The 26,240-nt window shown below is 70.7% G+C and carries 26 protein-coding genes; 8 read left to right on the forward strand and 18 right to left on the reverse strand.

What is annotated here, in order from left to right; translation table 11 throughout:
* Positions 1-41 precede the first annotated feature (41 nt).
* Genes C9J87_RS04780 through C9J87_RS04795 form a run of 4 tightly spaced genes read left to right on the forward strand, consistent with a single transcriptional unit; the run spans position 42 to position 4,037 of the window.
* Positions 42-809: a DeoR/GlpR family DNA-binding transcription regulator gene (locus C9J87_RS04780; protein ID WP_107704862.1), complete on the forward strand. Its 768-nt coding sequence runs from the start codon at positions 42-44 to the stop codon at positions 807-809.
* Positions 806-1,759 carry a 1-phosphofructokinase family hexose kinase gene (locus C9J87_RS04785; protein WP_107704863.1) on the forward strand — a complete coding sequence of 318 codons (954 nt, stop codon included), beginning with the start codon at positions 806-808 and terminating at the stop codon, positions 1,757-1,759. The genes C9J87_RS04780 and C9J87_RS04785 overlap by 4 nt, the downstream gene beginning before the upstream one ends.
* Entirely contained in the window at positions 1,756-3,765 is a 2,010-nt protein-coding gene (locus tag C9J87_RS04790) for a PTS fructose transporter subunit IIABC (RefSeq protein ID WP_107704864.1), read from the forward strand. Before C9J87_RS04785 ends, C9J87_RS04790 begins: the two co-directional genes overlap by 4 nt.
* Before the next feature lie 29 nt (positions 3,766-3,794).
* Positions 3,795-4,037, forward strand: coding sequence for an HPr family phosphocarrier protein (locus tag C9J87_RS04795; RefSeq protein ID WP_010833654.1), 243 nt, complete (start codon positions 3,795-3,797; stop codon positions 4,035-4,037).
* Between the two features lie 137 nt (positions 4,038-4,174).
* Here C9J87_RS04795 and C9J87_RS04800 read toward each other — a convergent pair whose 3' ends face one another.
* From C9J87_RS04800 to C9J87_RS04825, 6 genes are all read right to left on the reverse strand, one after another.
* Entirely contained in the window at positions 4,175-5,077 is a 903-nt protein-coding gene (locus C9J87_RS04800; protein ID WP_107704865.1) for a hypothetical protein, read from the reverse strand.
* Entirely contained in the window at positions 5,074-6,009 is a 936-nt protein-coding gene (locus C9J87_RS04805; RefSeq protein WP_107704866.1) for a bifunctional riboflavin kinase/FAD synthetase, read from the reverse strand. Before C9J87_RS04805 ends, C9J87_RS04800 begins: the two co-directional genes overlap by 4 nt.
* Positions 6,010-6,029: 20 nt before the next feature.
* Positions 6,030-6,893, reverse strand: a complete 864-nt coding sequence (gene truB / locus C9J87_RS04810; protein ID WP_010833659.1) for a tRNA pseudouridine(55) synthase TruB — start codon at positions 6,891-6,893, stop codon at positions 6,030-6,032.
* Complete coding sequence (gene rbfA, locus C9J87_RS04815; protein WP_010833660.1) at positions 6,893-7,384, reverse strand: 30S ribosome-binding factor RbfA; 492 nt, start codon at positions 7,382-7,384, stop codon at positions 6,893-6,895. Before rbfA ends, truB begins: the two co-directional genes overlap by 1 nt.
* A 130-nt stretch (positions 7,385-7,514) precedes the next feature.
* On the reverse strand, positions 7,515-10,331 hold the full coding sequence (gene infB / locus C9J87_RS04820) for a translation initiation factor IF-2 (protein WP_107704867.1): 2,817 nt from the start codon (positions 10,329-10,331) through the stop codon (positions 7,515-7,517).
* Between the two features lie 139 nt (positions 10,332-10,470).
* Positions 10,471-10,776, reverse strand: coding sequence for a YlxR family protein (locus tag C9J87_RS04825; RefSeq protein WP_084622877.1), 306 nt, complete (start codon positions 10,774-10,776; stop codon positions 10,471-10,473).
* Between the two features lie 76 nt (positions 10,777-10,852).
* Here C9J87_RS04825 and C9J87_RS19600 point away from each other — a divergent pair, with 76 nt between their 5' ends.
* Positions 10,853-11,617 (forward strand): alpha/beta hydrolase, encoded by a 765-nt coding sequence (locus C9J87_RS19600; RefSeq protein WP_010833663.1) that lies wholly within the window; start codon positions 10,853-10,855, stop codon positions 11,615-11,617.
* Here C9J87_RS19600 and nusA read toward each other — a convergent pair.
* Together nusA and rimP are read right to left on the reverse strand one after the other, a co-directional pair.
* Positions 11,609-12,607: a transcription termination factor NusA gene (gene nusA, locus C9J87_RS04845; RefSeq protein WP_010833664.1), complete on the reverse strand. Its 999-nt coding sequence runs from the start codon at positions 12,605-12,607 to the stop codon at positions 11,609-11,611. The genes C9J87_RS19600 and nusA overlap by 9 nt on opposite strands.
* Positions 12,607-13,101, reverse strand: coding sequence for a ribosome maturation factor RimP (gene rimP / locus C9J87_RS04850; protein WP_010833665.1), 495 nt, complete (start codon positions 13,099-13,101; stop codon positions 12,607-12,609). The genes nusA and rimP overlap by 1 nt, the downstream gene beginning before the upstream one ends.
* Before the next feature lie 91 nt (positions 13,102-13,192).
* Here rimP and C9J87_RS04855 point away from each other — a divergent pair, with 91 nt between their 5' ends.
* A complete protein-coding gene (locus C9J87_RS04855; RefSeq protein WP_010833666.1) occupies positions 13,193-13,669 on the forward strand; it encodes a hypothetical protein in 477 nt (158 codons plus the stop codon).
* A 61-nt stretch (positions 13,670-13,730) separates the two neighbouring features.
* Positions 13,731-14,162 (forward strand): ferritin-like domain-containing protein, encoded by a 432-nt coding sequence (locus C9J87_RS04860; RefSeq protein ID WP_010833667.1) that lies wholly within the window; start codon positions 13,731-13,733, stop codon positions 14,160-14,162.
* 6 nt (positions 14,163-14,168) lie between these two features.
* Here C9J87_RS04860 and C9J87_RS04865 read toward each other — a convergent pair whose 3' ends face one another.
* The 3 genes from C9J87_RS04865 to C9J87_RS04875 form a co-directional block, all read right to left on the reverse strand.
* Positions 14,169-15,131 (reverse strand): zinc metalloprotease, encoded by a 963-nt coding sequence (locus tag C9J87_RS04865; RefSeq protein ID WP_036491031.1) that lies wholly within the window; start codon positions 15,129-15,131, stop codon positions 14,169-14,171.
* A gap of 280 nt (positions 15,132-15,411) precedes the next feature.
* On the reverse strand, positions 15,412-16,116 hold the full coding sequence (locus C9J87_RS04870; protein WP_010833669.1) for an HAD family hydrolase: 705 nt from the start codon (positions 16,114-16,116) through the stop codon (positions 15,412-15,414).
* Positions 16,109-17,878 carry a proline--tRNA ligase gene (locus C9J87_RS04875; RefSeq protein WP_010833670.1) on the reverse strand — a complete coding sequence of 590 codons (1,770 nt, stop codon included), beginning with the start codon at positions 17,876-17,878 and terminating at the stop codon, positions 16,109-16,111. Before C9J87_RS04875 ends, C9J87_RS04870 begins: the two co-directional genes overlap by 8 nt.
* Before the next feature lie 140 nt (positions 17,879-18,018).
* Between C9J87_RS04875 and C9J87_RS04880 the strand changes: the two genes are divergently transcribed.
* Positions 18,019-19,077 carry a WD40 repeat domain-containing protein gene (locus C9J87_RS04880; protein ID WP_107704869.1) on the forward strand — a complete coding sequence of 353 codons (1,059 nt, stop codon included), beginning with the start codon at positions 18,019-18,021 and terminating at the stop codon, positions 19,075-19,077.
* Here C9J87_RS04880 and C9J87_RS04885 read toward each other — a convergent pair.
* From C9J87_RS04885 to C9J87_RS04915, 7 genes are all read right to left on the reverse strand, one after another.
* Positions 19,001-19,381, reverse strand: a complete 381-nt coding sequence (locus tag C9J87_RS04885) for a DoxX family protein (RefSeq protein WP_107704870.1) — start codon at positions 19,379-19,381, stop codon at positions 19,001-19,003. The two genes, C9J87_RS04880 and C9J87_RS04885, sit on opposite strands and share 77 nt — an antisense overlap.
* A 20-nt stretch (positions 19,382-19,401) precedes the next feature.
* Complete coding sequence (locus C9J87_RS04890) at positions 19,402-20,250, reverse strand: GNAT family N-acetyltransferase (protein WP_107704871.1); 849 nt, start codon at positions 20,248-20,250, stop codon at positions 19,402-19,404.
* Positions 20,251-20,285: 35 nt separating this feature from the next.
* Positions 20,286-21,449 carry a flavodoxin-dependent (E)-4-hydroxy-3-methylbut-2-enyl-diphosphate synthase gene (gene ispG / locus C9J87_RS04895; protein ID WP_036491037.1) on the reverse strand — a complete coding sequence of 388 codons (1,164 nt, stop codon included), beginning with the start codon at positions 21,447-21,449 and terminating at the stop codon, positions 20,286-20,288.
* 187 nt (positions 21,450-21,636) lie between these two features.
* A complete protein-coding gene (locus C9J87_RS04900) occupies positions 21,637-22,983 on the reverse strand; it encodes a M50 family metallopeptidase (RefSeq protein ID WP_107704872.1) in 1,347 nt (448 codons plus the stop codon).
* Positions 22,980-24,089: a 1-deoxy-D-xylulose-5-phosphate reductoisomerase gene (locus tag C9J87_RS04905; RefSeq protein WP_107704873.1), complete on the reverse strand. Its 1,110-nt coding sequence runs from the start codon at positions 24,087-24,089 to the stop codon at positions 22,980-22,982. Before C9J87_RS04905 ends, C9J87_RS04900 begins: the two co-directional genes overlap by 4 nt.
* A complete protein-coding gene (locus C9J87_RS04910) occupies positions 24,086-24,715 on the reverse strand; it encodes an AMP-binding protein (protein ID WP_107704874.1) in 630 nt (209 codons plus the stop codon). The genes C9J87_RS04905 and C9J87_RS04910 overlap by 4 nt, the downstream gene beginning before the upstream one ends.
* Positions 24,712-26,124: a M1 family metallopeptidase gene (locus C9J87_RS04915; protein WP_232819878.1), complete on the reverse strand. Its 1,413-nt coding sequence runs from the start codon at positions 26,122-26,124 to the stop codon at positions 24,712-24,714. The genes C9J87_RS04910 and C9J87_RS04915 overlap by 4 nt, the downstream gene beginning before the upstream one ends.
* Between the last annotated feature and the right edge of the window lie 116 nt (positions 26,125-26,240).

Genomic DNA, 26,240 nt, shown 5'->3' on the forward strand with positions numbered 1-26,240 from the left:
GTGACCGGCGCCACAGTCTTCCCGACCCCAAGGACTCCAAGGTGTACGCAGAGGAACGACAGCAGGCGATGGCCCAGCTGATCAACCAGCACGGTCGCGTGTCGGTGGCCGAGCTCGCCGCGGACCTGTCCGTCACCACCGAGACGGTCCGCCGCGACCTGTCGGCGCTCGAGCGGATGGGCCTGATCCGGCGCGTGCACGGCGGCGCCGTACCCGCCAGCGCGCTGGCCGTCATCGAGTCCGGCATCTCCGAGCGCGACCAGGCCAACACCGAGGCCAAGGACGCGATCGCGGCCGCGGCCGTCGCCCTGCTGCCACCGACCGGCTCGATGATCGTCATCGACGCCGGCTCGACCACGGCCCGCTTCGCCGCGCTGCTCCCCCGCGATCACCGCCTGACGGTCGTCACGCACGCGGTGCCGGTCGCCGCGCGGCTCGCCGGCCTGCCCCAGATCGACCTCTTCCTGCTGCCAGGGAGGGTCCGCCCGACCACCCACGCGGCCGTCGGCGCCGACACGGTGGCGGCGCTGTCCGACATCCGCGCCGATGTCTCCTTCCTCGCCACCAACGGGCTCAGCACGACGCACGGCCTGACCACTCCCGACCGCGACGAGGCCGCGACCAAGCGCGCCATCGCGGCCGCCGGTCGCCGTACGATCGTGCTGGCCGACTCGACCAAGCTGGGCGTCGAGTCCTCGATCCGCTTCGCCGCGCTCGACGAGATCGACGTGCTGATCACCGACTCGGGGATCTCCGACGCCGACGTCTCAGCACTCGCCGCGGCCGACGTCGAGGTGGTGATCGCGTGATCCTCACCCTCACTCCCAACCCCAGCATCGACCGCACGATCACGCTGGGCGGTGAGCTCGTCCGCGGCCAGGTGCAGCGCGTGGTCTCGGTGACCTCGCAGGCCGGCGGCAAGGGCGTCAACATCTCGCGGGCGTCCGTCAGCGCGGGCGAGCCGACCCTCGCCGTGCTGCCGGCGGCCAAGGACGACCCGTTCGTGATGGAGCTGCTCTCCGCCGGCATCGACTGCCGTCCCGTCCGGCCGGCTGGCGAGGTGCGGGTCAACGTGACGATCACCGAGCCCGACGGCACCACCACCAAGCTCAACTCCCCCGGCGCCACGGTCGGTGCCGATCACCTCGAGGCGATGGCAGCCACCCTGCTCGCACGCGCACCCGGCGCGAGCTGGACGGTGCTGGCGGGCTCCCTGCCCGCGGGTGCTCCTGCGGGTTTCTATGCCGAGCTCGTACGCCGCCTGCGTGCGATCGGCGCCCGGGTCGCGGTCGACACCAGCGACGCCCCGCTCCGCGCGCTCGTCGATGCCCTCCCCGGTTCGGCGCCCGACCTGATGAAGCCCAACGGCGCCGAGCTCGCCTCCTTCGCCGGTGGCGACGCCGACGACCTCGAGCACGACCCCGAGAAGGCGGCGACTGCCGCGCGCACCCTGGTCGACCGCGGCGTCCGCACGGTGCTGGCGACGCTCGGAGGCAACGGCGCCGTACTCGTCACCGCCGAAGGCGCCTGGCACGCCACTCCCCCTCCGACGACGGTCGTCAGCACCGTCGGCGCGGGCGACTCCAGCCTCTTCGGCTACCTGCTGGGCGACCTGCGCGGACTGCCCGCGCCCGACCGCCTGGCCCTCGCCGTGGCCTACGGCAGCGCCGCTGCCGCCCTGCCCGGCACCACCATCCCCGAGCCGGCGCACCTCCGCACCGACCTCGTCACCGTCACTGTCCTGGGAGGCAGCGCATGACCGACCTCATCACCACCCAGCTGGTCCGGCTCGATGCCACCTGGGGCGCCGAGAAGGCCGACGTCATCCGTGGCCTCGCTGCCGCCGTCGGCGAGGCCGGACGCGCCGACGACCCCGAGCAGCTGGTCGCCGACGCGTTCGCCCGCGAGGAGACCTCGAGCACCGGTCTGCCCGGCGGCATCGCGATCCCGCACTGCCGCACCACCGGCGTCTCCGAGCCGACGCTGGCCTTCGCGCGGCTCGACCCGCCCGTGCACTTCGGGGCCAAGGACGGCCCGGCCGATCTCGCGTTCCTGATCGCCGCCCCGGCCGGCGGCGACGCCACTCACCTCCAGCTCCTCACCAAGCTGGCCCGCTCGCTGGTCAAGCCGGCGTTCACCGACTCCCTGCGCGCCGCCGAGTCGGCCGAGGAGGTCGTCGAGCTGATCAGCCAGGCCCTGGACGAGCCCGCCGCAGCTCCCGCCGCCGCAGCGCCCACTCCCGTTGCCGCACCCAGCGACGGACCGAGGTCCCTGGTCGCGGTCACCGCCTGCCCGACCGGCATCGCCCACACCTACATGGCCGCCGAGGCCCTCGAGGCAGCCGCCGAGAAGGCCGGCGTCGAGATCGCCGTCGAGACCCAGGGGTCGGCCGGCTCGACGCCGCTGTCGCCCGAGACGATCGCCAATGCCGCTGCAGTGATCTTCGCGGTCGACGTGGGCGTCCGCGACCGCGGCCGCTTCGCCGGCAAGCCGATGGTGTCCTCGGGCGTGAAGCGCCCGATCGACGACGCCGACGCGATGATCGCCGAGGCGCTGCGCTACGCCGACGACCCCGCTGCACCCCGGGTCGAGGGTTCCGTCTCCGAGGCCGGCGCCACGTCCGGCGGCACGGAGTCCTTCGGCGCCAAGACCCGTCGCGTGCTGATGACCGGTGTCTCCTACATGATCCCGTTCGTCGCGGCCGGTGGCCTGCTGATCGCGCTCGGCTTCCTCTTCGGCGGCTACGACATCACCGGCGACGGACAGGCCATCGCGGTCGACAACACCTTCTTCAACCTGCCCGACCTCGACGAGCTCGGCCTCGACAACGCCCTGTTCGACAGTGCGTTCTTCGCCTACATCGGCGCGCTGCTCTTCACCCTCGGGGCCGCCGCATTCGGCTTCCTGGTCCCGGCGCTCTCCGGCTACATCGCCTACGCCATCGCCGACCGGCCTGGCATCGCCCCCGGCTTCGTGATGGGGGCCATCGCCAACACCATCAGCTCCGGGTTCCTCGGCGGCATCGTCGGCGGCGTCCTCGCCGGCATGGTCGCCCTCTGGATCACCAAGTGGAAGGTGCCGACCTGGATGCGGGGCCTGATGCCGGTGCTGGTGATCCCGCTCCTGGCCACGCTCATCTCGGGCTTCGTGATGCTGGTGATCCTGGGCAAGCCGCTGGCCGCCCTCATGGAGGCCCTGAGCGACGGCCTCAACAGCCTCCAGGGAGGCTCGGCGATCGTGCTGGGCGTCATCCTCGGCCTGATGATGGCCTTCGACATGGGTGGGCCGCTCAACAAGACCGCCTACGCCTTCGCAACGACCGGGCTGGGCGCCGCCGCCACTGCGACTGACGCCCCCGAGCTCAAGGTCATGGCCGCCGTCATGCTGGCCGGTATGGTCCCGCCGCTGGCCCTCGCGCTCGCCACGGTGGTGCGTCCCGGCCTCTTCACTATCCCGGAGCGCGAGAACGGCAAGGCTGCCTGGGCGATGGGAGCGTCCTTCATCACCGAGGGCGCGATCCCCTTCGCCGCAGCGGACCCGCTGCGCGTCATCCCCTCGATCATGGCCGGCAGTGCCGTCACCGGCGCGGTCGCGATGGGCATGGACGTCAGCCTGCGCGCACCGCACGGAGGCATCTTCGTGCTCTTCGCCGTGGACGGGATCGTGGGCTTCCTGATCGCCCTGGTCGCCGGCACCTTGGTCGCGGCCGCCCTGGTCGTCGTGGCCAAGAGCCTCGGCCGGACCGCCGACGCCGTCTCCCTCTGATTTCGCCCAACCAACCGCAAGGAGCACCCATGCCCAGCAAGTCTGTCGTCGTCGGTTCGGCCGTCGGCCTGCACGCCCGTCCCGCCGCGATCATCGCCGAAGCCGCTGGTGACCTCGGCTCCGACGTGACCATCAACGGAGTCGACGCCAGCTCGTCGCTGATGATCATGACCCTCGGCGCCGGCAACGGCGACACCGTCGAGGTGGCCGGCGACGACCAGGCCGCCGTCGACAAGATCGCGGCGCTGGTCGAGCAGGACCTCGACGCCTGAGGTCCCCCCTGTATTTCCACTCGCTCGAGTGGAAATACAGGCCGTGACCGTGCTGGCCACGCTCGACCCTCGATGAACTTCCACTCGCTCGGGTGGAAGTTCATCGGGTCACGAGCGCCGTACGGCGACGGGTGGGTCTACGTCCGGCGGAGGTAGCCCACCCGGACGCGCAACGCCTGCTCGAGCTCGCCGAGCACGTCGGCGAAGAACTCGCGCCGGTAGGTCTCGTCGGTGACCGCGAAGACCGCGAAGTAGAGCCCGCTGAAGGCCGCGAGGAACACCGAGACCTGCACCAGCTCGAGGCTGATCGGCCGGATGCCCCACGGGTAGGTCAGCGGCCCTTCGATCCACTTCTCGAGGACTCCCTCGTCCATGGCGACCGCGCCGAAGACGATGAAGAACGCGAACACGGCCAGCGCCAGCAGCAGCACCTGGAAGGCCTGGGTGATCAGCAGCACCAGCACCAGGTTGGCGCGCTGCAGGCCGACCACGTCGGCCTCGTCACCGAGCTCGGCCCGGCCGACCTGGTCATCGAGCCGGTCGACCTCCTCGATCAGCCGCACGACGAGGAAGCCGAGCGCCATCGCGGCGAACAGGAGCACGGCACCCCACAGGGTCCCGCCGTCCAGCGCGGAGGCGACCATCCACACCTCGGTGTTGATGAAGAGGAACGTCACGAACAGCAGCAGCATCGGCAGCGCTCGCGTGGCCAGCGGGAACAGCAGCTCGAGGCTCGCGAAGGTGTGGCGCAGCGCCCACGTGGCGATCCGCCGCACCTGCAGCGCCCGGCCCGCATACAGCGCTGCCACCAGCAGCAGCACCGTGGCGCCCACAGAGATGCCGGCGGAGACCTGACCCGTCCACCACCCGGCGCCGATCCCTGCCGGGACGGCGATCAGCATGCCGACCACGACGACGACCAGCAGCCGGCCGGTGGCCAGCCTGCGACGTACGTGCTCACGCAGGTCGTCGACGAAGTAGGGCAGGCCGTGGGCCAGGAACCATGCCTCCGCCTCGGCCCGGGTCCCCGGCTGGGTCACGCCAGGATCTCGCGAGCGCGGCGTACGTCGCCGTGCATGGTCTCCACCAGTGCGTCGATGCCCTCGAACTTGACCATGCCGCGCAGCCGTTCGAGGAAGGCCACCTCGACCTCGACGCCGTAGAGCTCGAGGTCGTCGCGGTCCAGGACGTAGGACTCGACGCGGCGCTCGCGCTCGCCGTCGAAGGTGGGGTTGGTGCCCACCGAGATCGCTGCGGGGAAGCTCTCGCCGGTGTCGAGGCGGGTGAGCCGGCCGGCGTAGACGCCGTCGGCGGGCGCAGCGCCCTCGACCGGCGTCGGCACGTTGGCGGTCGGGAAGCCGAGCTCGCGGCCGCGCTGGTCACCCTGGACCACCACGCCGCGGACGGTGAAGGGGCGACCGAGCGCCTCGGCCGCGCCGGCCACGTCACCGGCCGCCAGGCAGTTGCGGATGTAGGTCGAGCTCCACACCTGCGGGCCGCCGTCGAGCGCGACGCCCTCGACCACGAACCCACGGGTCTCCCCCGCGGTGCGCAGCAGGGCGACGTCGCCGGCGGCCCGGTTGCCGAAGCGGAAGTTGGCGCCGACCACGACACCGCGCGCCTGCAGCGCGTCCACCAGCACGCGGTCGATGAACTCCTCCGGCGTCCAGCACGCGATGTCCCGGTCGAAGGGCACCACCAGGACTGCGTCGACACCGGCCGCCTCGAGCAGCCGCATGCGGGTCTCGATGTCGGTCAGCGTCGGCGGCGCGTGCTCGGGACGCAGCACCGCGATCGGGTGTGGGTCGAAGGTGACGACCACGACCTTCGGCACGGCGAGCTCCACGGCGGTGGCACGCGCCTGCTGCAGCACGTGCTGGTGCCCGAGGTGGACGCCGTCGAAGTTGCCGATCGTGACGACGGTCGGGCCGAGGTCGACGGGCACGTCGTCGAAGGAGGACCAGATCTGCACGGGCGCAGCCTACCGACGGATCAGCCGACGAAGACTGCGACCGGGCGAGCCCCGTCGTCGGTCGGCTCGTAGAGGGCGAGGAACTCGCCGTCGGGCGCGAACAGCGCATGCTCCCCCGCACCCGGAAGCGCCAGCGACAAGCGGCGTCCGACGCGTACGTCGAGGGCCTGCTGCTCGTCGAGGTCGACCCCGGGGAAGGTCGCGCGCGCCGCGTCGGCGATCGGGACGACGGTGAGCTCGTCGCCGAGCTGCTCGAGGCTGCGTGCCTGTGCGAGGTCGAAGCGCCCCACCGCCGTACGCCGCAAGGCAGTGAGGTGTCCGCCGACCCCGAGCGCCGCGCCGACATCGCGGGCGATCGCGCGGATGTAGGTGCCGCTGGAGCAGCGCACCGAGATGTCGACCTCGGGACCGCGGACGGCCGTGACGGTGAGCTCGTGCACGGTGACGCGGCGGGCCTTGAGCTCGACCTCCTCCCCGTCGCGCACGCGCTGGTAGGCGCGCTTGCCGTCGACCTTGATCGCGCTGACGGCCGTCGGGACCTGGTCGATCTCGCCGACGAACGAGGCGAGCGCGGCGCGGATCGCGTCCTCGGTGACGCCGTCGGTGGGCGCGGTCGCGGTGACCTCACCCTCCGCGTCGTCGGTGGTCGTCGAGGTGCCGAGCAGGATGGTGGCGTCGTAGGCCTTCTCGGTCAGCATCAGGTGACCGAGCAACCGCGTGGCGCGGTTGAGCCCGAGGACCAGCACGCCGGTCGCCATCGGGTCCAGCGTGCCGGCGTGCCCGACCTTGCGGGTGCCGGCCAGTCGACGTACGCGGGCGACGACGTCGTGCGACGTCATCCCCGCGGCCTTGTCGACGATGACAAGGCCGGCAGTGTCACCCATCAGTCTTCGAGCTCGTCCTCGTCAGCGGCGCGGAGGTCCTCGAGGTCGTCCTCGTCCTCGTCGTCCTCGTCGTGGATCTCGCGGGGCTTCTTGTACGGGTCTTCCTCGCCGGCGTAGGTCTCCACGCGCAGCGCGGCGACCTCCTCGTCCTTGGCCTTGGCCCGGGCGAGCACCTCCTCCAGCGCGCGGGCGCTGTCGGGGAGGGCGTCGGGGATGAAGGTGAGCGACGGGACGATGCGCATCCCGAGCTGCTTGGCGACCTCGGAGCGGATCACTCCCTTGGCCGACTCGAGCGCGGCGCCGGTGCTGGCGAGGTCCTCGTCGGCACCGAGGACGGTGTAGAAGATCGTGGCCTGCTGGCTGTCGCCGGTGACCCGGACGTCGGTGATCGTGACGAAGCCGAGGCGCGGGTCCTTGATCCGGCGCTCCAACATCTCGGCGACGATGACCTGGATGCGGTCGGCGATCTTGCGGACGCGAGGGTTGCTCATGGGTTCACTCTCTCAAACTGCCCTGTGCAGGAGTCCCCGCTTACCCGGGGACTCTTGCACTGGTAGGGGGTTGCAACGGCCGAACGGTGCAGGAGTCCCCGCCGAAGCGGGGACTCCTGCACCGGATCGATCAGGAACGCGCGATCTCGCGCATCTCGAAGGACTCGACGATGTCGCCGATCTTGATGTCCTGGAAGTTCTTGAGCACGATGCCGCACTCGAACCCTTCCCGGACCTCGGACGCGTCGTCCTTCTCGCGGCGGAGCGAGGCGAGGTCGACGTTGTCGGCCACGACGGCGCCGTCGCGCAGGATGCGCACCTTGGCGTTGCGGCGGATGAGGCCACCGATGACCATGCAGCCCGCGATGTTGCCGGCCTTGGACGAGCGGAAGATCTCGCGGATCTCCGCCTGCCCCAGGGTCGACTCCTCGTAGACCGGCTTGAGCATGCCCTTGAGGGCCGCCTCGATCTCCTCGATGGCCTGGTAGATGACCGAGTAGTAACGAATCTCGACACCTTCCTTGTCGGCCATCTGGCTCGCCTTGCCCTGCGGGCGGACGTTGAAGCCGATGATGATCGCGTCGGACGCGGCCGCCAGGTCGACGTTGGTCTCGGTGATCGCACCGACACCACGGTCGATGACGCGCAGCGACACCTCGTCGCCCACGTCGATCTTGGCGAGAGCGTCTTCCAACGCCTCGACAGAACCGGACACGTCGCCCTTGAGGATGAGGTTGAGCTCCTGGCTCTCGCCCTTCTCCATGGAGGCCATGAAGTCCTCGAGGCTGCGACGGACACGACGCTTGGCCTGCATGGCCGCACGCTCGCGCGCCTCACGCTTCTCAGCGATCTGGCGAGCCATCCGGTCGTCCTCGACGACGATGAAGTTCTGACCGGCACCCGGCACTGCCGAGAGACCGAGCACCATCGCGGGACGAGACGGGTCAGCCTCGGTGATCTCGTTGCCGTGCTCGTCGAGCATGGCCCGGACACGACCGTGAGCCGGACCGGCCACGATCGAGTCGCCGACGCGGAGGGTTCCGCGCTGGACGAGGACCGTCGCCACCGGACCGCGACCGCGGTCGAGGTGTGCCTCGACCACGAGGCCCTGGGCGTCCTGGTCGGGGTTGGCCCGCAGGTCGAGCGAGGCGTCCGCGGTGAGCACGACAGCCTCGAGCAGCTTGTCGAGGTTGAGCCCGGCCTTGGCCGAGACGTCGACGAACATCGCGTCGCCGCCGTACTCCTCGGGGATGAGGCCGTACTCGGTCAGCTGTCCACGGACCTTGGTCGGGTCGGCGTCGGGCTTGTCGATCTTGTTGACCGCGACCACGACCGGCACGCCGGCGGCCTTGGCGTGGTTGAGCGCCTCGACCGTCTGCGGCATGACGCCGTCGTCGGCCGCCACCACGAGGATCGCGATGTCGGTCGCCTGGGCACCACGAGCACGCATGGCGGTGAACGCCTCGTGACCGGGGGTGTCGATGAAGGTGATGAGGCGTTCGTTGCCGTCGACGACGGTGTGGACCTGGTAGGCACCGATGTGCTGGGTGATGCCACCGGCCTCCTTGTCGCCGACGTTTGCGTCACGCAACGCGTCGAGGAGGCGGGTCTTACCGTGGTCGACGTGACCCATGACGGTCACGACCGGCGGACGGATGGCGAGATCGGACTCGTCGCCCTCGTCGGCACCGAACTCGATGTCGAAGGTCTCGAGCAGCTCGCGGTCCTCGTCCTCCGGGGAGACGATCTGGACGACGTAGTTGAGCTCCTCGCCGATCAGCTCGAAGGTCTCGTCACCGACGGACTGGGTCGCGGTGACCATCTCGCCGAGCGAGAAGAGCATCTGCACCAGGGCAGCTGCGTCGACATTGATCTTCTCGGCGAAGTCGGTCAGCGAAGCGCCACGCGCGAGGCGAACGGTCTCGCCGTTGCCCTTGCGGACGCGCACGCCACCGATCGTCGGGGCCTCCATGGCCTCGAATTCCATACGACGGGCGCGCTTGGACTTGCGACCTCGACGCGACGGGCCGCCAGCGCGCCCGAAGGCACCCTGGGTCTGGCCACGCTGGCCGGGACGCTGGCCACCGCCGGGACGACCGCCACCCGAGGGGCCGAAGCCACCGGGACGGCCGGGAGCGCCACCGGGTGCGCCACCGGGAGCACCGCGACCGGGTGCGCCACCGGGGCCACCGCGACCGGGTGCGCCACCGGGGCCACCGCGACCGGGTGCGCCACCGGGGCCACCGCGACCGGGCGCGCTGGGGCGACCGCCGGGGCCGCCACCGAAGGCAGCAGGAGACTTGGGCATCATCGCCGGGTTGGGGCGAGGCATGCCGGGACGAGCCGGAACGCCACCCTCACGGGCAGCCGGCGGACGCGGCGGACGCTGGTCGCCGGGAGCGGCGGGTGCGCCTGCGGCGGGCTCGGCGCTCGGCGCGGGTGCCGGACGGCGACCCATGCCCTGGCTGGGCGCGAACGGGTTGTTGCCCGGACGCGGAGCGCCCGGACGGGCACCCGGACGCGGGGCGGGAGTCGCCGGCTTGGGAGCCTCGGCGGCCGGGGCCTCGGGCTCGGCCGGAGCAGCGGGCTCGGGGGCCACGGGGGCCGGGGTCTCGACGACGGGCTCGGCGACCGGGGCGGGCTCCGCGACGGGAGCTTCCTCGATGACGGGCTTGGCTGCCGGCTTCGGGCCGGGCTTGGGGCCGGGTCGACCTGCGACCGGCTTGGCGGGGGCGGCGTCCGCGGACGCTCCCTCGGCGGCGGGGGCGGAAGCCGCTGCGGACTTCAGCTCCTCGCCGTACTGCTTCTTGAAACGCATCTCGACGGGAGGCTCGACGGTCGACGATGCCGACTTGACGAACTCACCCATCTCCTTGAGCTTCTCGAGAACGAACTTGCTCTCGACACCGAACTCTTTTGCGAGTTCGTGGACTCGGGTCTTGGCCACGTGAAAACTACGCTCCTTCTGGTTCCGTCAACCCAGAAGGAGGGCAAACGGAGACGCTAGTGGTGGTGCAAACTCATCGGAAAGTACTCATCGAGTGCTCATGAGCTGCGTGCTCCAGCTTCTTGTCGGTGTTGCCTGGTCAATTGCTTGGTTCGAGCGAGTCGAGGTGGTCCTCGACCGGTGTGCTGGCGAGCCCGACCCGGAGCCGCAAGGCCCGGGAGAACGCCCGCCGGCGAACCGCGAGGTCATAACACGCACGTGTGGGATGCAGGTGCGCCCCACGACCTGGTGCCGCGCCGCGTGGATCGGGGCACACGGCCGGCTGGCCCTGGGCGTCCGAGCCGACGACGACTCGTAGCAACTCGCTCTTGGCGGCCCTCGCCCGACAGCCGACACACGTGCGGATGGGCACGGGAGCAGCGCGTTCGGTCAAGGAATCCACCATCGGTGACTCTATCGCGTGGAGGGTCGAAAACCCGAATGGCCCCGATCGTTCACCTGCGGCGGGCAGGGTCTGACACGTGCCACGCCCACCCTCACGGCTTCGCCGCCCCACGCGCCTCGACCGTTTCACCCGCAGCCAGGTCTTCCAGGCGGCCGGCACGCGGCACGGCGCCAACGTCACGACCTACGTCCTGGAGCGTCCCGGCGCCGTCCTGCGCGGCCGTGTCGTGCACGACGAACGACCCGACGCCCTGCTCTACCTCGGCGGCAACGCCGAGCACGTCACCCGCTGGGGCGACCGGTTCCGCGAGCACGTGCCGCACCGGGCGACCTACCTCGTCGCCTACCGCGGCTACGGCGCCAGCACCGGCGAGCCCTCCGAGCGCGCGATCGTCGCTGACGCGTTGGCTGTGTACGACGACCTGTGCACGCGCCACGACAAGGTCGCCGTGCTCGGGCGCAGCCTCGGGTCGGGCGTCGCCGTCCAGGTCGCGGCGGCCCGCGACGTCGACCGGCTCGTCCTCGTGACGCCGTTCGACAGCCTCGTCGCCGTCATCCGGTCGCTGCTGCCGCTCCCCCTGCCGGGGGTCGTGCGCGACCGGCTGCCCGTCCAGTGGCTGCTCGCTGAGCACTTCGACTCGGTCCGGCACGCCGACCGCGTCACCGCCCCGACCCTGGTGCTGCGGTCGGGGCGCGACGACCTCGTGCTGCCCGCGCGGACGGACCGGCTGATCGCCCGCCTGCCGGCGACCACCGAGGTGGTCGACTTCGCCGAGGACGACCACGTCTCGCTGGCCGACCACGACGCCTACTGGCAGGCGATCAGCCGGTTCCTACTCTGAGTCGGACTCCGAGTCGGCGGGGTTCGGGGCGTCGTCGGAGCGGATGTCGATGCGCCAGCCGGTCAGGCGGGCGGCGAGACGGGCGTTCTGGCCCTCCTTGCCGATCGCCAGCGACAGCTGGAAGTCGGGCACGACGACACGGCACGAGCGGGCGGCCAGGTCGATGATCTCGACCGAGCGGACCCGCGCCGGCGACAACGCGTGGGCGACGAGCTCGGCCGGGTCCTCGGACCAGTCGACGATGTCGATCTTCTCGCCGTGCAGCTCGGCCATGACGTTGCGCACCCGCTGCCCCATCGGGCCGATGCAGGCGCCCTTGGGGTTGACGCCCTGGACCTTGGTGAAGACCGCGATCTTGCTGCGGTGACCGGCCTCGCGCGCGATCGCGGCGATCTGGACGGTGCCGTCGGCGATCTCCGGGACCTCGAGGGCGAACAGCTTCTTGACCAACGTCGGGTGGCTGCGCGAGAGCGTGATCTGCGGCCCGCGCATGCCCTTGCGGACGGAGATCACCAGGCACTTGATCCGCTCGCCGTGCTTGTACTCCTCGCCCGGCACCCGCTCCCCCATCGGGAGGATCGCCTCGAGCTTGCCGAGGTCGACCATCACGTCGTCGGGGTTGCGTCCCTGCTGGATGATCCCGGAGACGATGTCGCCCTCCTTGCCGGCGAACTCGCCGAACCGGATGTCGTCCTCGGCGTCGCGCAGCCGCTGCAGCATGATCTGCTTGGCCGTGGTGGCGGCGATGCGGCCGAAGTCGGCGGGGGTGTCCTCGTACTCCTCGCTCGAGGTGCCGTCCTCGTCGACGTCGCGGGCCATGACCCGGACGTGACCGGACTTGCGGTCCAGCTCGACGCGCGCGTGCTCACTGGACCCCGGCGACTTGTGGTAGGCCGTGAGCATGGCCTGCTCGATCGCGTCGACGAGCACGTCGAAGGAGATCTCCTTCTCGCGTTCCAGCATCCTCAAGATGCTCAGGTCGATGTCCATCAGGCGTCCTCGCTGTCGATCTTCTTCTTGCGGTTGAACTCGATCTGCACCAGCGCCTTGGCGATGTCGGCGTAGGGCACCTCGCGGGTGTCCCCGTCGACGTCGAGAGTCGTCGACTCCTCGCTCGAGGCGACGATGCGGCCGGTGACCTCACCGTCCTCGACGAGGGTGATCTTGACGAGGCGGTCCTCGTTGCGGCGCCAGTGGCGCGGCAGGGTCAGCGGGCGGTCGACGCCTCGCGAGGTGACCTCGAGCGTGTAGGGCAGCTCGCCCATCACGTCGGACTCCTCGAGCACCCGGTCGATCTCACGGGTGGCGTCGGCGACGTCGTCGAGCGTGACTCCGCCGTCCTGGTCGACGGCGACGCGCAGCACGCGGCGCTTGCCGGCTGGGGTCAGCTCCACGGCCTCGACGTCGAGGCCCATGGCACTGAGGGGGTCGGTGATCTCGGCTTCGATGCGATCCCGGGTGGCGTCCTGTTTGGCGCTGCTCACGCGTGCGACCTCCTTGTGCTGTTGTTGCCGCCACGATAGCCGCTCCGACGCGTTGCGCCGACACCGCACGCCAGCGGTTAGGGTCACCGTCGTGTCCATCCCGCGTGCCCACACCTCACGGCGTACGGCGCTCGCGCTGGCCCTCTCCGCGCCGCTGGCCCTGGCGTCGTGCGAGCTCGACCCGCCGAGCGCAGAACCCTCCGACGCGCCGACCACCGAAGCACCTCCGGATGCCGAGGTCGTCACCTCGGCGCGCACCGAGATCCTGCTCACCGTCGCCCTGCTCGAGGCCGTGCGAGCCCAGCACCGACCGCTGCGAGCCGAGACCGGGTCACTGCTGCGCATGCACGCCGCCCACCTGGCGGTGCTCGACGACGGCACCGAGCCGGAAGCCGTCGAGGCCGAGTCGCCGGCCCCCACGCCCGAGCTGGCCCGCGACCAGGTCACCGCGGTGGAGTCAGCACTCTCCGCGACCCTCGCCGACGCAGCCGGGAAGGCCGCCAGTGGCGACCTCGCCCGCGCCCTGGCGAGCATGTCCGCCGCCGTGATCCAGCGAGTCGTCGCATGAACACCCCACGACGTTCTTCTACTCCGCTTCGCTCCCCCGAACAACGCCGCGGGGACCCCGCATGAGCACCATCGAGGCCCTGCAGGCGACGCTCGCCGCCGAGCACGCCGCGATCTTCGTGTACGGCGACGCCGGGGCCCACACCTCGCAGTCCGCCGAGCCCGACCTGTTCTCGACCATCACGACGCTCTACCGCACCCACCGCGCGCGTCGCGACCAGCTCCGGCTCCTCCTCGCCGATCGCGGTGCCACGCCGGCGGCTGCCGCCGCGACCTACGAGATCCCCTCACAGCTGGGGGCCCCCGGCGCCGTACGCCGTCAAGCACTGCGGACCGAGGAACGGTGTGCGGGCGTCTACGCAGCGCTGGTGGCCAACACCGCCGGCACCGACCGCGCCTGGGCGATCTCGGCGCTCAGCGAGGCGGCGCAGGCCCGGATCATGCTGAACGGGAGCCCCGAGACGTTCCCCGGGGCCCCCGAACTCGCTGGCTGAACCGCGTCAGGCGCGGTAGGCGGCCCACATCTGCGCCATCCGGTCACTCTGTCCGAGGCTGAACTCGGTGTAGCAGGAGTCGTAGCTGTAGTCCATGTAGTTGTGGATCGGGTCCGTTCCCGGCAGCGAGCACGAGTCGCGGCCCTCGGGACAGCCGCTCGAGGCGCTGCTCTGGGCCGGGGTGTCGCTCACCTCGTCGTTGGTGCTCGTGCACCCGCCCTGGAACGTGTGGTAGAGCCCCAACCAGTGGCCGGCCTCGTGGGTGGCGGTCTCGCCGAGGTCGTAGTTGGTGGCTGAGCCGCCGGGCAGGGAGGTGTAGTTCACCCGGATGCCGTCGATGCTGGGGTTGCGGGCGTAGTCCCAGGGGAACGTGGCGATGCCGAGGTAGCTGAAGTCCACCAGCCAGATGTTGAGCGCGTTGGCGCCGCCCTGGCGCGTGGCGGCACGGTAGGTCGTCGACTGGCGGTCCTTGTGCCACTGGTCGTTGTTGAAGCGGTCGACCCCGGCGAGCGTGAAGGTCAGCCCGGTGACCGCGGCGGTGGAGGACTCCTGTCCCCCGAAGGTCGCGTTGAGGACGGCGATCTGGTCGGCGATCTGGGTGTCGGTGACGTCGCCGGCGCCGGTCTTGGAACGCATGACGTGGACGTACACGGGGACGTCAGCTCCGACGAAGGACGCGCTGGCGTCGGCCGGCGACTGGCCCTGCGCCTCCAGCTTCTTCTGGGTGCGCACCTCGATGGCCCGCTGTTCCTGCGCCGAGATCTCGCGGTGGTCGGGGCCGAAGCCGCCGCGCGCGGCCGAGCTGCCGTGCTCTTCGTGTGGGTCGACCACCGTGGCCGGGGAGAAGCACTGCTGGTCCTCACGTGGGACCTGGGCCTGCGACGCCGAGGTGAGGGCGCCGGTCGCGACCAGGCCGGCCGACACGAGCGCGGTGGCGCTCAGGCGGCAGAGAATGCTTACGCGTGACATCAGGAGATCGTCCTTTCGAGGGGGTCCCCCCGAACACGCCCGGGCTGCGCGGCGGGGCGGAAAAATGAGAAGTGGCCCGCAGCCTCGCCACGTGGGGAAGTCCCGAGATCTTCCCCAACTGGCAAGGATGCGGACCGCTTCGCGGGGCTTGTCAGCATCACCCGAGTGATCTCCCGTATGGGGTGGGAGCCACATGCATAAGTGTGCAACACGATGACACGATCGCCCTAGCGGTTCTCGATGCAGGTTTTTGCACTGCGAAAACCTGCAAGATGGTCGGTCAGGCCAGCCCGGCGACGGCTGCGGGGATCTCCGCCAGCGAGTGCACCACCGCGTCGGGGCTGCCCTCCGTGTGGCCGACCTGGTTGGCCGGGATCGTGCTCAGCGGGATGTGGATGGCCTTGAGACCGGCGTTGTGGGCGCCCCAGATGTCGTCGAAGAGCCGGTCCCCCACGTAGACGCACGCGCCCGGATCGCTGACGCCGACCGCGGCCATGGCTGCGCCGAACGCCTCCGGCGACGGCTTGGTCCACTCGATCTCGGAGGTGTAGACGTCGCCGTCGATCAGGTCGTAGACGCCGTCGCGCTGGAAGAACTTCACGTGCCACGCCCGCGGCCAGATCGTGTTGGACAGCACCCCGATCTTCAGCCCCATCGCCCGCAGCTCGGTGAACATGTCGCGGCACTCCGGGTCGGTGGCGGTGTGCGGCTCCCAGAACTCGTAGTAGGCCGCCAGCAGGTCGGGCTCGTGCTCGAGCCCGGCCTCGGTGAACAGGTCGGCGATCGTCGACGACTGCTGGTGGTCGCGGCTGCGTCCCCACACCACGTCACCGGCGGCGTGCAGCCGCGCCGTGATCTCCTCGGGATCGTGGTCGGCGTTGACCACGGCCTGCGCGAGCGCCAGCGACTCCGCATGGAAGTCCACGTCGTGCCAGCGGGTCAGGGTGCCGCCCCAGTCGAAGATGACTGCCTGGAGATCAGGCACGCACGAGCTCCGCGATGTGCGCGGCGGCGTCGGCGACGGCGACCTCCGCGCGCTCGCCGGTGGCCCGGTCGCGGACCTCGACCGTGCCGTCGGCCAGGCCGCGGCCCACGGTGACGATCGTGGGCATGCCCATCAGCTCGGCGTCCTTGAACTTCACCCCGGGCGAGACCTTGCCGGCGCGGTCGTCGTAGAGCACGTCGATGCCCTTGGCGGACAGGTCCTCGGCCAGCTGCGATGCAGCGGCGAAGATCGCCTCGTCCTTGCCTGCGGCGACGATGTGTACGTCGACGGGCGCGACGTTGCGCGGCCATGCGAGCCCGATCTCGTCGAGGGTGCCCTCGGCGATCGCGGCCACGGCCCGCGAGGGGCCGATGCCGTAGGAGCCCATCGTGACCGTGACGAGCTTGCCGTTCTCGTCGAGGACCTTGAGGTCCAGCGCGTCGGCGTACTTGCGACCGAGCTGGAAGATGTGGCCCATCTCGATGCCGCGGGCAGCCTCGAGCGTGCCCTCGGTGCAGTTGGGGCACTCGTCGCCGTCACGGACGTCGGCTGCCTCGATGGTGCCGTCGGGCGTGAAGTCGCGGCCGACGACCAGGTCGAGCACGTGCGAGTCGGGCAGGTTGGCGCCGGTGACCCAGCGGGTGCCCTCGACGACGCGGGGGTCGACGAGGTAGCGGATGCCGGACTTGGACTCCGTGCCGAGGACCTCCGGGCCGATGTAGCCCTTGACCAGCGCGGGGTGCTTGGCGAGCTCGGTCTCGTCCATGGCCTCGACCTCGATCGGCTCCAGCTGGCCCTCGAGGCGCTTCTGGTCGACCTCGCGGTCACCGGGGACGCCGATGGCGACGGGCTCGCTGGTGCCGTCGGGGTGCTTGAGCACCACGAGCACGTTCTTCAAGGTGTCCCCGGCCGTCCAGGGACGGTCGGGGCGCGGGTAGGCCGCGTTGAGGTGGTCGACCAGCGTCTCGATCGTGGGCGTGGCGGGCGTGTCCTCGACGTGCGCGGCGGGCGCATCGGCGTAAGACACCGGCTCGGGGGCGCGGACGGCGACGGCCTCGACGTTGGCGGCGTAGTCGCAGTGGCTGCAGCTGACGTAGGTGTCCTCACCCACGGCGGCCTTGGCGAGGAACTCCTCCGACTTCGAGCCGCCCATGGCGCCCGAGGTCGCCTTGACGATGACGTACTCGAAGCCGAGCTTGTCGAAGATCCGGATGTAGGCCTCGCGGTGCGCGGCATAGGACGCGTCGAGACCGGCGTCGTCGATGTCGAAGGAGTAGGAGTCCTTCATCACGAACTCGCGCCCGCGCAGGATGCCGGCGCGGGGACGCGCCTCGTCGCGGTACTTGTTCTGGATCTGGTAGATCGAGAGCGGCAGGTCCTTGTAGGAGCTGTAGAGGTCCTTGACGACGAGGGTGAACATCTCCTCGTGCGTGGGCCCGAGGAGGTAGTCGGCACCCTTGCGGTCCTTGATCCGGAAGATCCCGTCGCCGTACTCCGTCCAGCGGTTGGTCGCCTCGTAGGGCTCCTTGGGCAGGATCGCGGGGAACAGCAGCTCCTGGGCGCCCATCGAGTCCATCTCGTCGCGGACGATCTGCTCGACCTTGCGCAGCACGCGCAGCCCCAGCGGCAGCCAGGTGTAGATGCCCGGTGCGTTGCGGCGGATGTAGCCCGCCCGCACCAGCAGGCGGTGGCTCGGGACCTCCGCGTCGTTGGGGTCGTCACGCAGGGTTCGGACAAACAAGGACGACATCCGCAAGATCATGCGCACAGGATAGGTGCGGGTCGCCGCAGGCAGCGAGCCGGTTTGGCGCGAGAGCCCGGCCACAGCAACGAGACGGCCTCACGAGCGTCTGAGACAGTGGAAGGACCACACGATCGTCGTCACCTCTCGGGAGACCCTCCATGACCACTCTCCGCACCTTCGCCCTGGCCGCCACCACGGCAGCGCTGTGCAGTACGGCGCTGCTGGTGCCTGCCACGGCGTCCGCACCCGTCGAGCTGCAACCGGAGGACCTCTCCCGTGGGTCCGACATCGCCGTCGCGCACATCGAGGACGGCGACCTCGTCGTCGGCGATCGCCGGGTCGACGTCGGTGGTGAACGTGCCTACCTCATCGGCAAGGCGGGCAGGGGCCACCTCGTCGGGACGAGTGACTCCGACGGCGGCTCCCTGCGCATCGTGCGGGTCAAGCTCGACAACACCGTCACGGTGATCAAGCGCGGTGTCCCGTTCTTCGAGGCGAAGGTGTCGCACAACGGCCGCTTCTTCGCGCTCGCCGGGCGCGGCACCCGCCGCGCGGTGCCGGTCCGGGTCTTCTCCGCCCGCAGCGGCAAGCTCAAGGTCGAGAAGGACTTCCCCAACTACCCCACCGTGCTCGGCATGGCCGGCACGCGCGTGCTCCTGACGACCTGGGGCGGCAGCAGCAAGGGGGTCCGGTGGTGGGACACCGGGAACGGCGCTGTCACCGCGGTCACCAGGCGGCCCGCCGGTCAGGTCGACATCGGCAACAACCTGCTCGCCAGCTACACCAAGGACCCCTACCGCGACGGCTGCACCATCGTCAGCCGCCTGAGCGACCCGACGGTCCGCCTCTGGAAGTCCTGCACCGAGCGCGTGGAGGACTTCTCCCCCGACGGCGAGCGGATCGCCACCGTGCACATCCTCTCCGACGGCATCGGCCCCAGCGAGGTCTGGGAGCGCGAGGTCGACGGCAGCCTGCTCGGCGAGTACTCGACAAACTGGTTCGGCCGGATCGGCTTCGAGGACGCCACCGACCTCCTGCTCGAGGTCAACGGCGACACCCGCTCCTCGACGGTCCGCTGCAGCGAGGGCGACTGCGAGAACGCGACCGACCCCGTCGCCGTACAGCAGCCGCGTCCCGGGTTCAGCCGCGCGCTGCCCTCACGGCGCTTCGGATCATCGGCACCTGCAGCGGGAGCCTGGCAAACGCCGCAGTTCTGAGGCCGGTCTTGCGGCTCGACCTCAGGTCGCTGGCCATCTTGAGGTTCGCCGGATAGACGGCGAGCAGCAGGGCCGCGCTCGCCCAGCCGGCCACGACGCGCGTGCGTGGGTGCAGCAGGCCCGCGGCGCAGACGAGCTCGAGCACGCCGCTGGCCACGATCACCTCGCGGTGCGCCGGCACGATCTTCGGCATCAGCGGCTCGTAGACCTCCGGCTTGACCAGGTGGACCACGCCGGAGACCGCGAAGATCCCCGCCAGCCCCTGGATGTCCTTCGTGAGCGGAGGCGTCGCGCGAGTCGTCATGGCGCGAAGGGTAGCCGGGCTCAGAACATCAACGTCGAGAGTCTCGTCGTCTCGGTGAACCCCACGCGCGCATAGGCCGAGCGGGCGGCGGTGTTCCACTCGTTGACGTAGAGCGAGACCGTGGGCGCGACCTGCTCGCGGACCAGCGCCACGACCGCGGCCATCCCGATCTCCGAGAGCCCCTCCCCCCGTCGGTCCGGGTGGACGTAGACGCCCTGGACCTGGGCGGCGTACGGCGACGCGCACGCCACCTCCGCCTTGAAGATGACGCGTCCGCGCTCGTCGAAGCGGGCGAACGACCAGCCGCGCGAGATGAGCTGGCGCACCCGCGCCTGGTAGAGGTCCTTGCCGCCGGCGGACTCCGGCGAGACGCCGACCTCCTCGGTGTACATGTCCACGCACGCGGGATAGAGCGCCTCCAGGTCGCCGGCCGTCGTCACCCGGACCTCCGGGTCGGGGGCGACCAGCGGGTCGTCGGCGATCTGCAGGTGGGGCTGGCGCCACCGCGCCTCACGCGGCGGGCTCCAGCGGTCGCTGACGACGCCCCAGAAGGCCTCGACGACGTCGTGCGGGCCGACGATGGTGGCCGTCGAGCGCACCCGCTCCAGGGCCCGGTCGGCGAACAGCCCGACGTCCTCGGGCGTGCACTGGACCGGGACCAGGTTGGCGCCCATGTGGCAGCCGGCCACGAGCTGGTCGCCCTCGAACCGGCCCCAGACCTCGCCCCCGAGCCAACGGGGATCGAGGTTGGTGACACGCGCGCGGTAGGCGGCAAAGACGTTGACGACCGGGTCCTGGGCGGTGAGGGACAGGAACGCCTCACGGTCGTCAGGCCCCAGCAGCCGCACGTCGTCGCGGGTCGTCAGCACGATGGGAGCCTAGCCCGGTTGGTCAGCAGGGGAGGTCAGCTGACGTTGACGGACGCGGCCGCACCCTCGACGGGCTCCATGCCCTCGGCGAGGCGCAGCGCCTCCTCGATCAGCGTCTCCACGATCTTCGACTCCGGCACGGTCTTGATGATCTCGCCCTTGACGAAGATCTGGCCCTTGCCGTTGCCGGAGGCGACACCGAGGTCGGCCTCGCGGGCCTCGCCCGGTCCGTTGACGACGCAGCCCATGACGGCGACGCGCAGCGGCACCTCGAGCCCGTCGAGGCCGGCGGTCACCTCTTCGGCGAGCTTGTAGACATCGACCTGGGCGCGACCGCAGGACGGGCAGGAGACGATCTCGAGGCGGCGCGGCTTGAGGTTGAGCGACTCCAGGATCTGGAGGCCGACCTTGACCTCCTCGACCGGCGGCGCGGACAGCGAGACCCGGATCGTGTCGCCGATGCCCTGGCTGAGCAGGTGGCCGAAGGCGACACTGGACTTGATCGTGCCCTGGAACGCGGGTCCGGCCTCGGTGACACCGAGGTGCAGCGGCCAGTCACCGGCCTCGGCGAGCAGCTCGTAGGCCCGCACCATCACGACGGGGTCGTTGTGCTTGACCGAGATCTTGAAGTCGTGGAAGTCGTGCTCCTCGAACAGCGACGCCTCCCACACGGCCGACTCGACGAGCGCCTCGGGCGTCGCCTTGCCGTACTTGTCCATGATCCGCTTGTCGAGCGAGCCGGCGTTGACGCCGATCCGGATGCTGGTGCCCCGGTCGTTGGCCGCCCGCGCGATCTCCTTGACCTGGTCGTCGAACTTGCGGATGTTGCCGGGGTTGACGCGGACCGCGGCGCAACCGGCGTCGATGGCCGCGAAGACGTACTTCGGCTGGAAGTGGATGTCGGCGATCACCGGGATCTGCGAGTGCTGGGCGATCTCGGCCAGCGCGTCGGCGTCGTCCTGGCTCGGGCAGGCCACGCGCACGATGTCGCAGCCGGTCGCGGTGAGCTCGGCGATCTGCTGCAGCGTCGCGTTGACGTCGGAGGTCAAGGTGGTGGTCATCGACTGCACCGAGATCGGGCTGTCGCTGCCGACGCCCACTGAACCCACCTTGATCTGGCGGGTCTTGCGTCGCGGGGAGAGCACGGGGGGAGGAAGGGCGGGCATGCCCAGTCCAATGGCGGAGCCGACAGACGTCATGGGATGAGTCTAGGAGGCGGCGGTTCATTCGCCGCAGCGGCGGCACACCCACGGCGGCCCGACCGGTCACGAAGTGCCGCCGAAGGCTCCCGACCGGTCACGAAGTGCGGAACTTTGCGACCGCTCGGCGGTCCCGGCCGGGCACTTTGTGCCCGCTCGGCGAGGTGGTGTGGAGCTTTGTGCCCGGTCAGGACGTGAGGTGCAGGGGTACGACGATGTCGCCGATGATCAGCACGACGCCCATCAGCAACATGGCCAGTCCCATGACGTAGGCGATCGGCAACAGCTTGGCGACGTCGACGTAGCCCGGGTCCGGCCGGCCCCGCAGCCGGGCCCAGCCGCGGCGCAGGCCCTCGTAGAGCGCGCCGGCGATGTGGCCGCCGTCGAGCGGCAGCAGCGGGATGAAGTTGAACAGGCCGACGAACAGGTTGAAGCCGGCGATCAGCATCACCAGCGAGACGACCTTGTCCTTGACCGGGAAGGTGTCGTGGGACGCCACCTCGCCGGCGAGGCGTCCGCCGCCGACGACGCTCACGGGACCGTTGGGGTCGCGCTCCTCGAGGCCGACGATGGCCTTGCCGACGCCGTAGACCTTGACCGGCAGCTGTCCGAGGGCCTTGACGACCTCGACGGTCATCGTGCCCATCTCCTGGGCGGTGTAGATCGGGCCGCCGGTCTCGTAGACCGGGGTCAGGACGGGCAGCACGCCCAGGAAGCCGACCGGGGTCAGCTCCTCGGACTCGCTGTCGAGCGGTCGCGGCTGCACCGAGGTGGCCGTCTCCAGGGTCAGCTGCTCGCCGTCGCGCTCGACCACGATGGTGGCCTTGCCGTCGTCGTTGGCGCGGATCGCCTTCTGCATCGTGGCCCAGTCGGTGACGGGCTCGCCGTTGAAGGAGACGAAGCGGTCGCCCGGCTCGAGGCCGGCCGCCGCCGCGGGGGTCGGGTTGTTCTCCAGCTCGTCGGCGCTGCAGACACGCCCGTCCTCGTCGGCGGGCACGATGCACGGCACCACCTCGGCCACGACGGGCTCGACCTTGGCGTCGACGACCTGGCCGACGGTGGCGAAGACACCCCAGAACAGGAAGAACGCGATGGCGACGTTGACCATGGGGCCACCCGCCATCACGATCACCTTCTGCCACCACGGACGCTTGTAGAACAGCCGGTCGCGGTCCTCGGGGCCGATGTGCTCCCACTCGGCCGCGCGCGCGTCGCTGATCAGCTGGGTGAACATGCCGGTGTTGGACTTGCGGACCCGCAGCTCGTCGTCGGGGTCGCCCGTCCCGTCACCCTTGCCGGGCGGCAGCATGCCGACGATCTTGACGTAGCCGCCGAGCGGGATCGCCTTGACGCCATATTCGGTCTCGCCGATCTTCTTGCTCCAGATCGTCGGGCCGAAGCCGACGAACCACTGGGTGACCTTGCCGCCGAACTTCTTGGCCGGGATCAGGTGGCCGAACTCGTGCAGGCCGATCGACGCCATGATCGTGACGGCGAAGATGAGCACGCCCAGCGTGTAGTAGAGCGCGGTCACAAAGTCTCTCCGTTGGTGGCTGCGTCGATCGCGAGGCGGGCCTCCTCGCGTGCCCAGGTGTCGGCCGCGAGGATGTCCTCGATCGTCAGGTGCTCTTCCAAGGGTACGTCGTGGTTCGCGAGCACGTGGGAAACCGTGGGCACGATGTCGATGAAGCGCAGCCGACCGGTCATGAACGCCTCGACACTCACCTCGTTGGCGGCGTTGTAGACCGCCGGCGCCGTGGCGCCCCGCTCCCCCGCCCGGCGGGCCAGCGACACGGCCGGGAAGGCGTCGTCATCGAGCGGGAAGAACTCCCACGTCTCCGGCTTCGTCCAGTCGACGCCCGGCGCCGCGTCGGGCACCCGGTCGGGCCAGGCCAGGCCCAGGGCGATCGGGATCATCATGGTCGGCGGGCTCGCCTGCAGCAGGGTCGAGCCGTCGGTGAACTCCACCATGGAGTGCACCACGCTCGTCGGGTGCACCACGACCTCGATCCGGTCGAAGGGCAGGTCGAAGAGCAGGTGGGCCTCGATCACCTCGAGCCCCTTGTTGACCAGGGTCGCCGAGTTGATGGTGATGACCGGCCCCATCGACCACGTCGGGTGCTGGAGCGCCTGCTCCACGGTGACCTCGGCCAGCTCCTCGCGAGAGCGCCCGCGGAACGGTCCCCCGCTGGCGGTCAGCACCAGGCGGCGTACCTCCTCGGGCGTCCCGCCGCGCAGGCACTGTGCGACCGCGGAGTGCTCGGAGTCCACCGGCACGATCTGGCCCGGCCGGGCCCGGGCGGTGACCAGCGGCCCGCCCATGATCAGCGACTCCTTGTTGGCCAGCGCCAGCGTGTTGCCGGCATCGAGCGCGGCGAGGGTCGGGCGGAGACCGACGGCGCCGGTGATGCCGTTGAGCACGACGTCGCAGGCCATGCCCGCGGCCTCGGTCGAGGCGTCCTCGCCCAGCCCGTTGAAGGCCGGCGCGAACTCGGCGACCTGGCGCTCGAAGAGCTCCTCGTTGGAGCCGCCCGCCGTCAGCCCCACCACGCGGAAGCGGTCGGGGTTGGCGCGGACGAGGTCCAGGGCCTGGGTGCCGATGGAGCCGGTGGAGCCGAGGACGACGACGTCGCGCCTCATGGCTGCACCCACAGGGTCAGTCCCCCGACGTCGATCGGCGTCGCACCGGCGGGCACCCGCGAGCCGCCCTCGAGGGCGCTCACGATGCTGCTCGGCTCCCCGTCGAGGACCGCCAGCACGCCCGGGGCGGGCACCTCCGCACACGGCGCCGGGTCGGTCCGGCCGGCCCGCATGACGGTGACCCACGGCAGCTCGCTGGAGTCGTCGACGGTGATCAGCGGCACCTCGCCGAGGTCGACGTCCAGCGCGGTGGGGAGTACGGCGACGCGCGGGCGCGCCTCCTCGAGGACCGACGCGACGGCGTCGGCCGACGCGGCGGCGTACGCACGGACGGCGCCGAGGCGCGCGACCGCGAGGCTCGCGACGACCTCGTGCAGGGGCGGCAGGGGGGCGACGAGGACGGTGTCGCCGAGCCCGACGCCGAAGGCGCGCAGTGCGCCGGAGAAGGCGCCGACCTCCGCGAGCAGGTCGGCGAAGGCCCAGTCGCGGCCGTCGAGGGTGGCGGCGACGGACTCGGCCAGGCCGCGGACGACGTGGCGGTCGAGGGCGTGGAAGCAGGCGTTGAGGGTGCCCGCGTCGCCCTCGACCGGCTTGCGGAACCAGTCGATGCCGGTGCCGGTGCTCATGCGAGCCCGTTGTCGGCCGTCGCGGCCGGCTTGGCACCGGTCCGCAGCCAGGCGGTGAAGAACGAGGTCAGGTCCTGCCCGCTCACCTTCGCGGCGAGGGCCTCGAACTCCTCCGAGGTGGCGTTGCCGCCGGACCTGGTGTCGAGCCAGGTGCGCAGGAGCAGCCAGAACTTCTCCTCTCCGATCCGGTTGCGCAGCGCCTGCAGCGTCATCCCGCCGCGGTCGTAGACCGGCTCGTCGAAGATGTGCGCGGCACCGGGGTCGGCGATCGAGAGCCGCCAGAAGCTGTCCGACGCACCGATCGAGGCATAGCGGTTGAGCAGCGCATCGGCGGCCGGCTGGCCACCGTGCTGCTCGGCATAGCGCCACTCCATGAACGTGGCGGCGCCCTCGTTGAGCCAGATGTCGCGCCAGCGGGCGATCGCGACGTCGTCGCCGAACCACTGGTGCGCGACCTCGTGCACGACCAGGCTGACGTTGTGGGCGCCCACGGACGGATAGGTCGGGCGGGTCTGGTTCTCGAGCGCGAAGAAGACCGGGAGCCCGGTCGTCAGCCCGCCGGTGACCGAGAACGGGTAGGGGCCGAGGTCCGCGGACAACGCCTTGACGATGCCCGGCGTGCGCCCGAGCAGCTGGTGCGACGACTTCTGCGCCGCCGGCGAGAGCTGCTGGGAGACCGCGTTGACCCACGGCAGCCCGTTGCTGGTGCCCTTCTTGATCGAGAAGTCACCCGCGGCGAAGAACGCGAGGTAGGAGGCCATCGGCTCGTCCGCGCGCCAGCGCCACGTCGTGCCGCGCCTGCTCTGCTTCTTGCTGACGAGCTTGCCGTTGGCGATCACCTCGCGGCCGGCCGGGACGGTGGTGCTGATGTCGAAGAGGGCCTTGTCGATCGGGTGGTCGTTCGCAGGGAACCACCAGGTCGCCATGTGCGGCTGGTTCATGGCGACGGCCTCGTGCTCGTCGGCCAGCCAGTTCTCCTCGCCGGCGTAGCGCTGGGTGCCGGGCCGCCCGGCGTACTTCACGACGACGGTGTGACGGGTGCCGGCGCGCAGCGCGGTCGCGGGCGTGATCGTCAGCTCGTGGCCCGACTGGGCGACCTTCGCGGCGACGCCGTCGACCTTGGCCAACGAGGCCTTCAACAAGAAGTCGAGGTTGAAGCTGCTCAGGTCGGAGGTGGCCGTCAGCGTGATCCTGGTGGTCCCCCTCAGCGCCTGGGCTCGGATGTCGTAGGCGTTCTTGATGCGGTACGCCGCCACGTCGATGCCGCCGTTGCCGTCGAGCGGCCAGTAGGGATCGCCGATGCCGCTGGCGCCCGGCGCCGGGGCCGCGGCGTCCTCGACGGCGACCGCGGCTCCCCCTCCGACGAGGAGCGGGAGGGACACGGCCAGGACAGCCACTCTTCGCAACATCACGCCCGCAACCTACCCGCGGCGATAAATGGGTGGCGAGCCGAGCCGGGCCTCGCCACCATGGTCGCGAGCACGTGTGCCGCGCACCCAGCGCAGCGTCCACCGATGCCCCGGAT

The sequence above is a fragment of the Nocardioides allogilvus genome (assembly GCF_003047285.1).
In the GTDB taxonomy this organism is placed as follows: domain Bacteria; phylum Actinomycetota; class Actinomycetes; order Propionibacteriales; family Nocardioidaceae; genus Nocardioides; species Nocardioides allogilvus.

Excerpts from the sequence above, each read along its gene's own strand:
- C9J87_RS04790 (WP_107704864.1), top strand. The coding sequence starts at position 1,756 with ATGACCGACCTCATCACCACCCAGCTGGTCCGGCTCGATGCCACCTGG.
- C9J87_RS04795 (WP_010833654.1), top strand. The coding sequence starts at position 3,795 with ATGCCCAGCAAGTCTGTCGTCGTCGGTTCGGCCGTCGGCCTGCACGCC.
- truB (WP_010833659.1), bottom strand. The coding sequence starts at position 6,893 with ATGGGTGACACTGCCGGCCTTGTCATCGTCGACAAGGCCGCGGGGATG.
- rbfA (WP_010833660.1), bottom strand. The coding sequence starts at position 7,384 with ATGAGCAACCCTCGCGTCCGCAAGATCGCCGACCGCATCCAGGTCATC.
- C9J87_RS04825 (WP_084622877.1), bottom strand. The coding sequence starts at position 10,776 with ATGGTGGATTCCTTGACCGAACGCGCTGCTCCCGTGCCCATCCGCACG.
- nusA (WP_010833664.1), bottom strand. The coding sequence starts at position 12,607 with ATGGACATCGACCTGAGCATCTTGAGGATGCTGGAACGCGAGAAGGAG.
- C9J87_RS04860 (WP_010833667.1), top strand. The coding sequence starts at position 13,731 with ATGAGCACCATCGAGGCCCTGCAGGCGACGCTCGCCGCCGAGCACGCC.
- C9J87_RS04865 (WP_036491031.1), bottom strand. The coding sequence starts at position 15,131 with ATGTCACGCGTAAGCATTCTCTGCCGCCTGAGCGCCACCGCGCTCGTG.
- C9J87_RS04875 (WP_010833670.1), bottom strand. The coding sequence starts at position 17,878 with ATGATCTTGCGGATGTCGTCCTTGTTTGTCCGAACCCTGCGTGACGAC.
- C9J87_RS04880 (WP_107704869.1), top strand. The coding sequence starts at position 18,019 with ATGACCACTCTCCGCACCTTCGCCCTGGCCGCCACCACGGCAGCGCTG.
- C9J87_RS04885 (WP_107704870.1), bottom strand. The coding sequence starts at position 19,381 with ATGACGACTCGCGCGACGCCTCCGCTCACGAAGGACATCCAGGGGCTG.
- ispG (WP_036491037.1), bottom strand. The coding sequence starts at position 21,449 with ATGACGTCTGTCGGCTCCGCCATTGGACTGGGCATGCCCGCCCTTCCT.
- C9J87_RS04905 (WP_107704873.1), bottom strand. The coding sequence starts at position 24,089 with ATGAGGCGCGACGTCGTCGTCCTCGGCTCCACCGGCTCCATCGGCACC.
- C9J87_RS04910 (WP_107704874.1), bottom strand. The coding sequence starts at position 24,715 with ATGAGCACCGGCACCGGCATCGACTGGTTCCGCAAGCCGGTCGAGGGC.
- C9J87_RS04915 (WP_232819878.1), bottom strand. The coding sequence starts at position 26,124 with ATGTTGCGAAGAGTGGCTGTCCTGGCCGTGTCCCTCCCGCTCCTCGTC.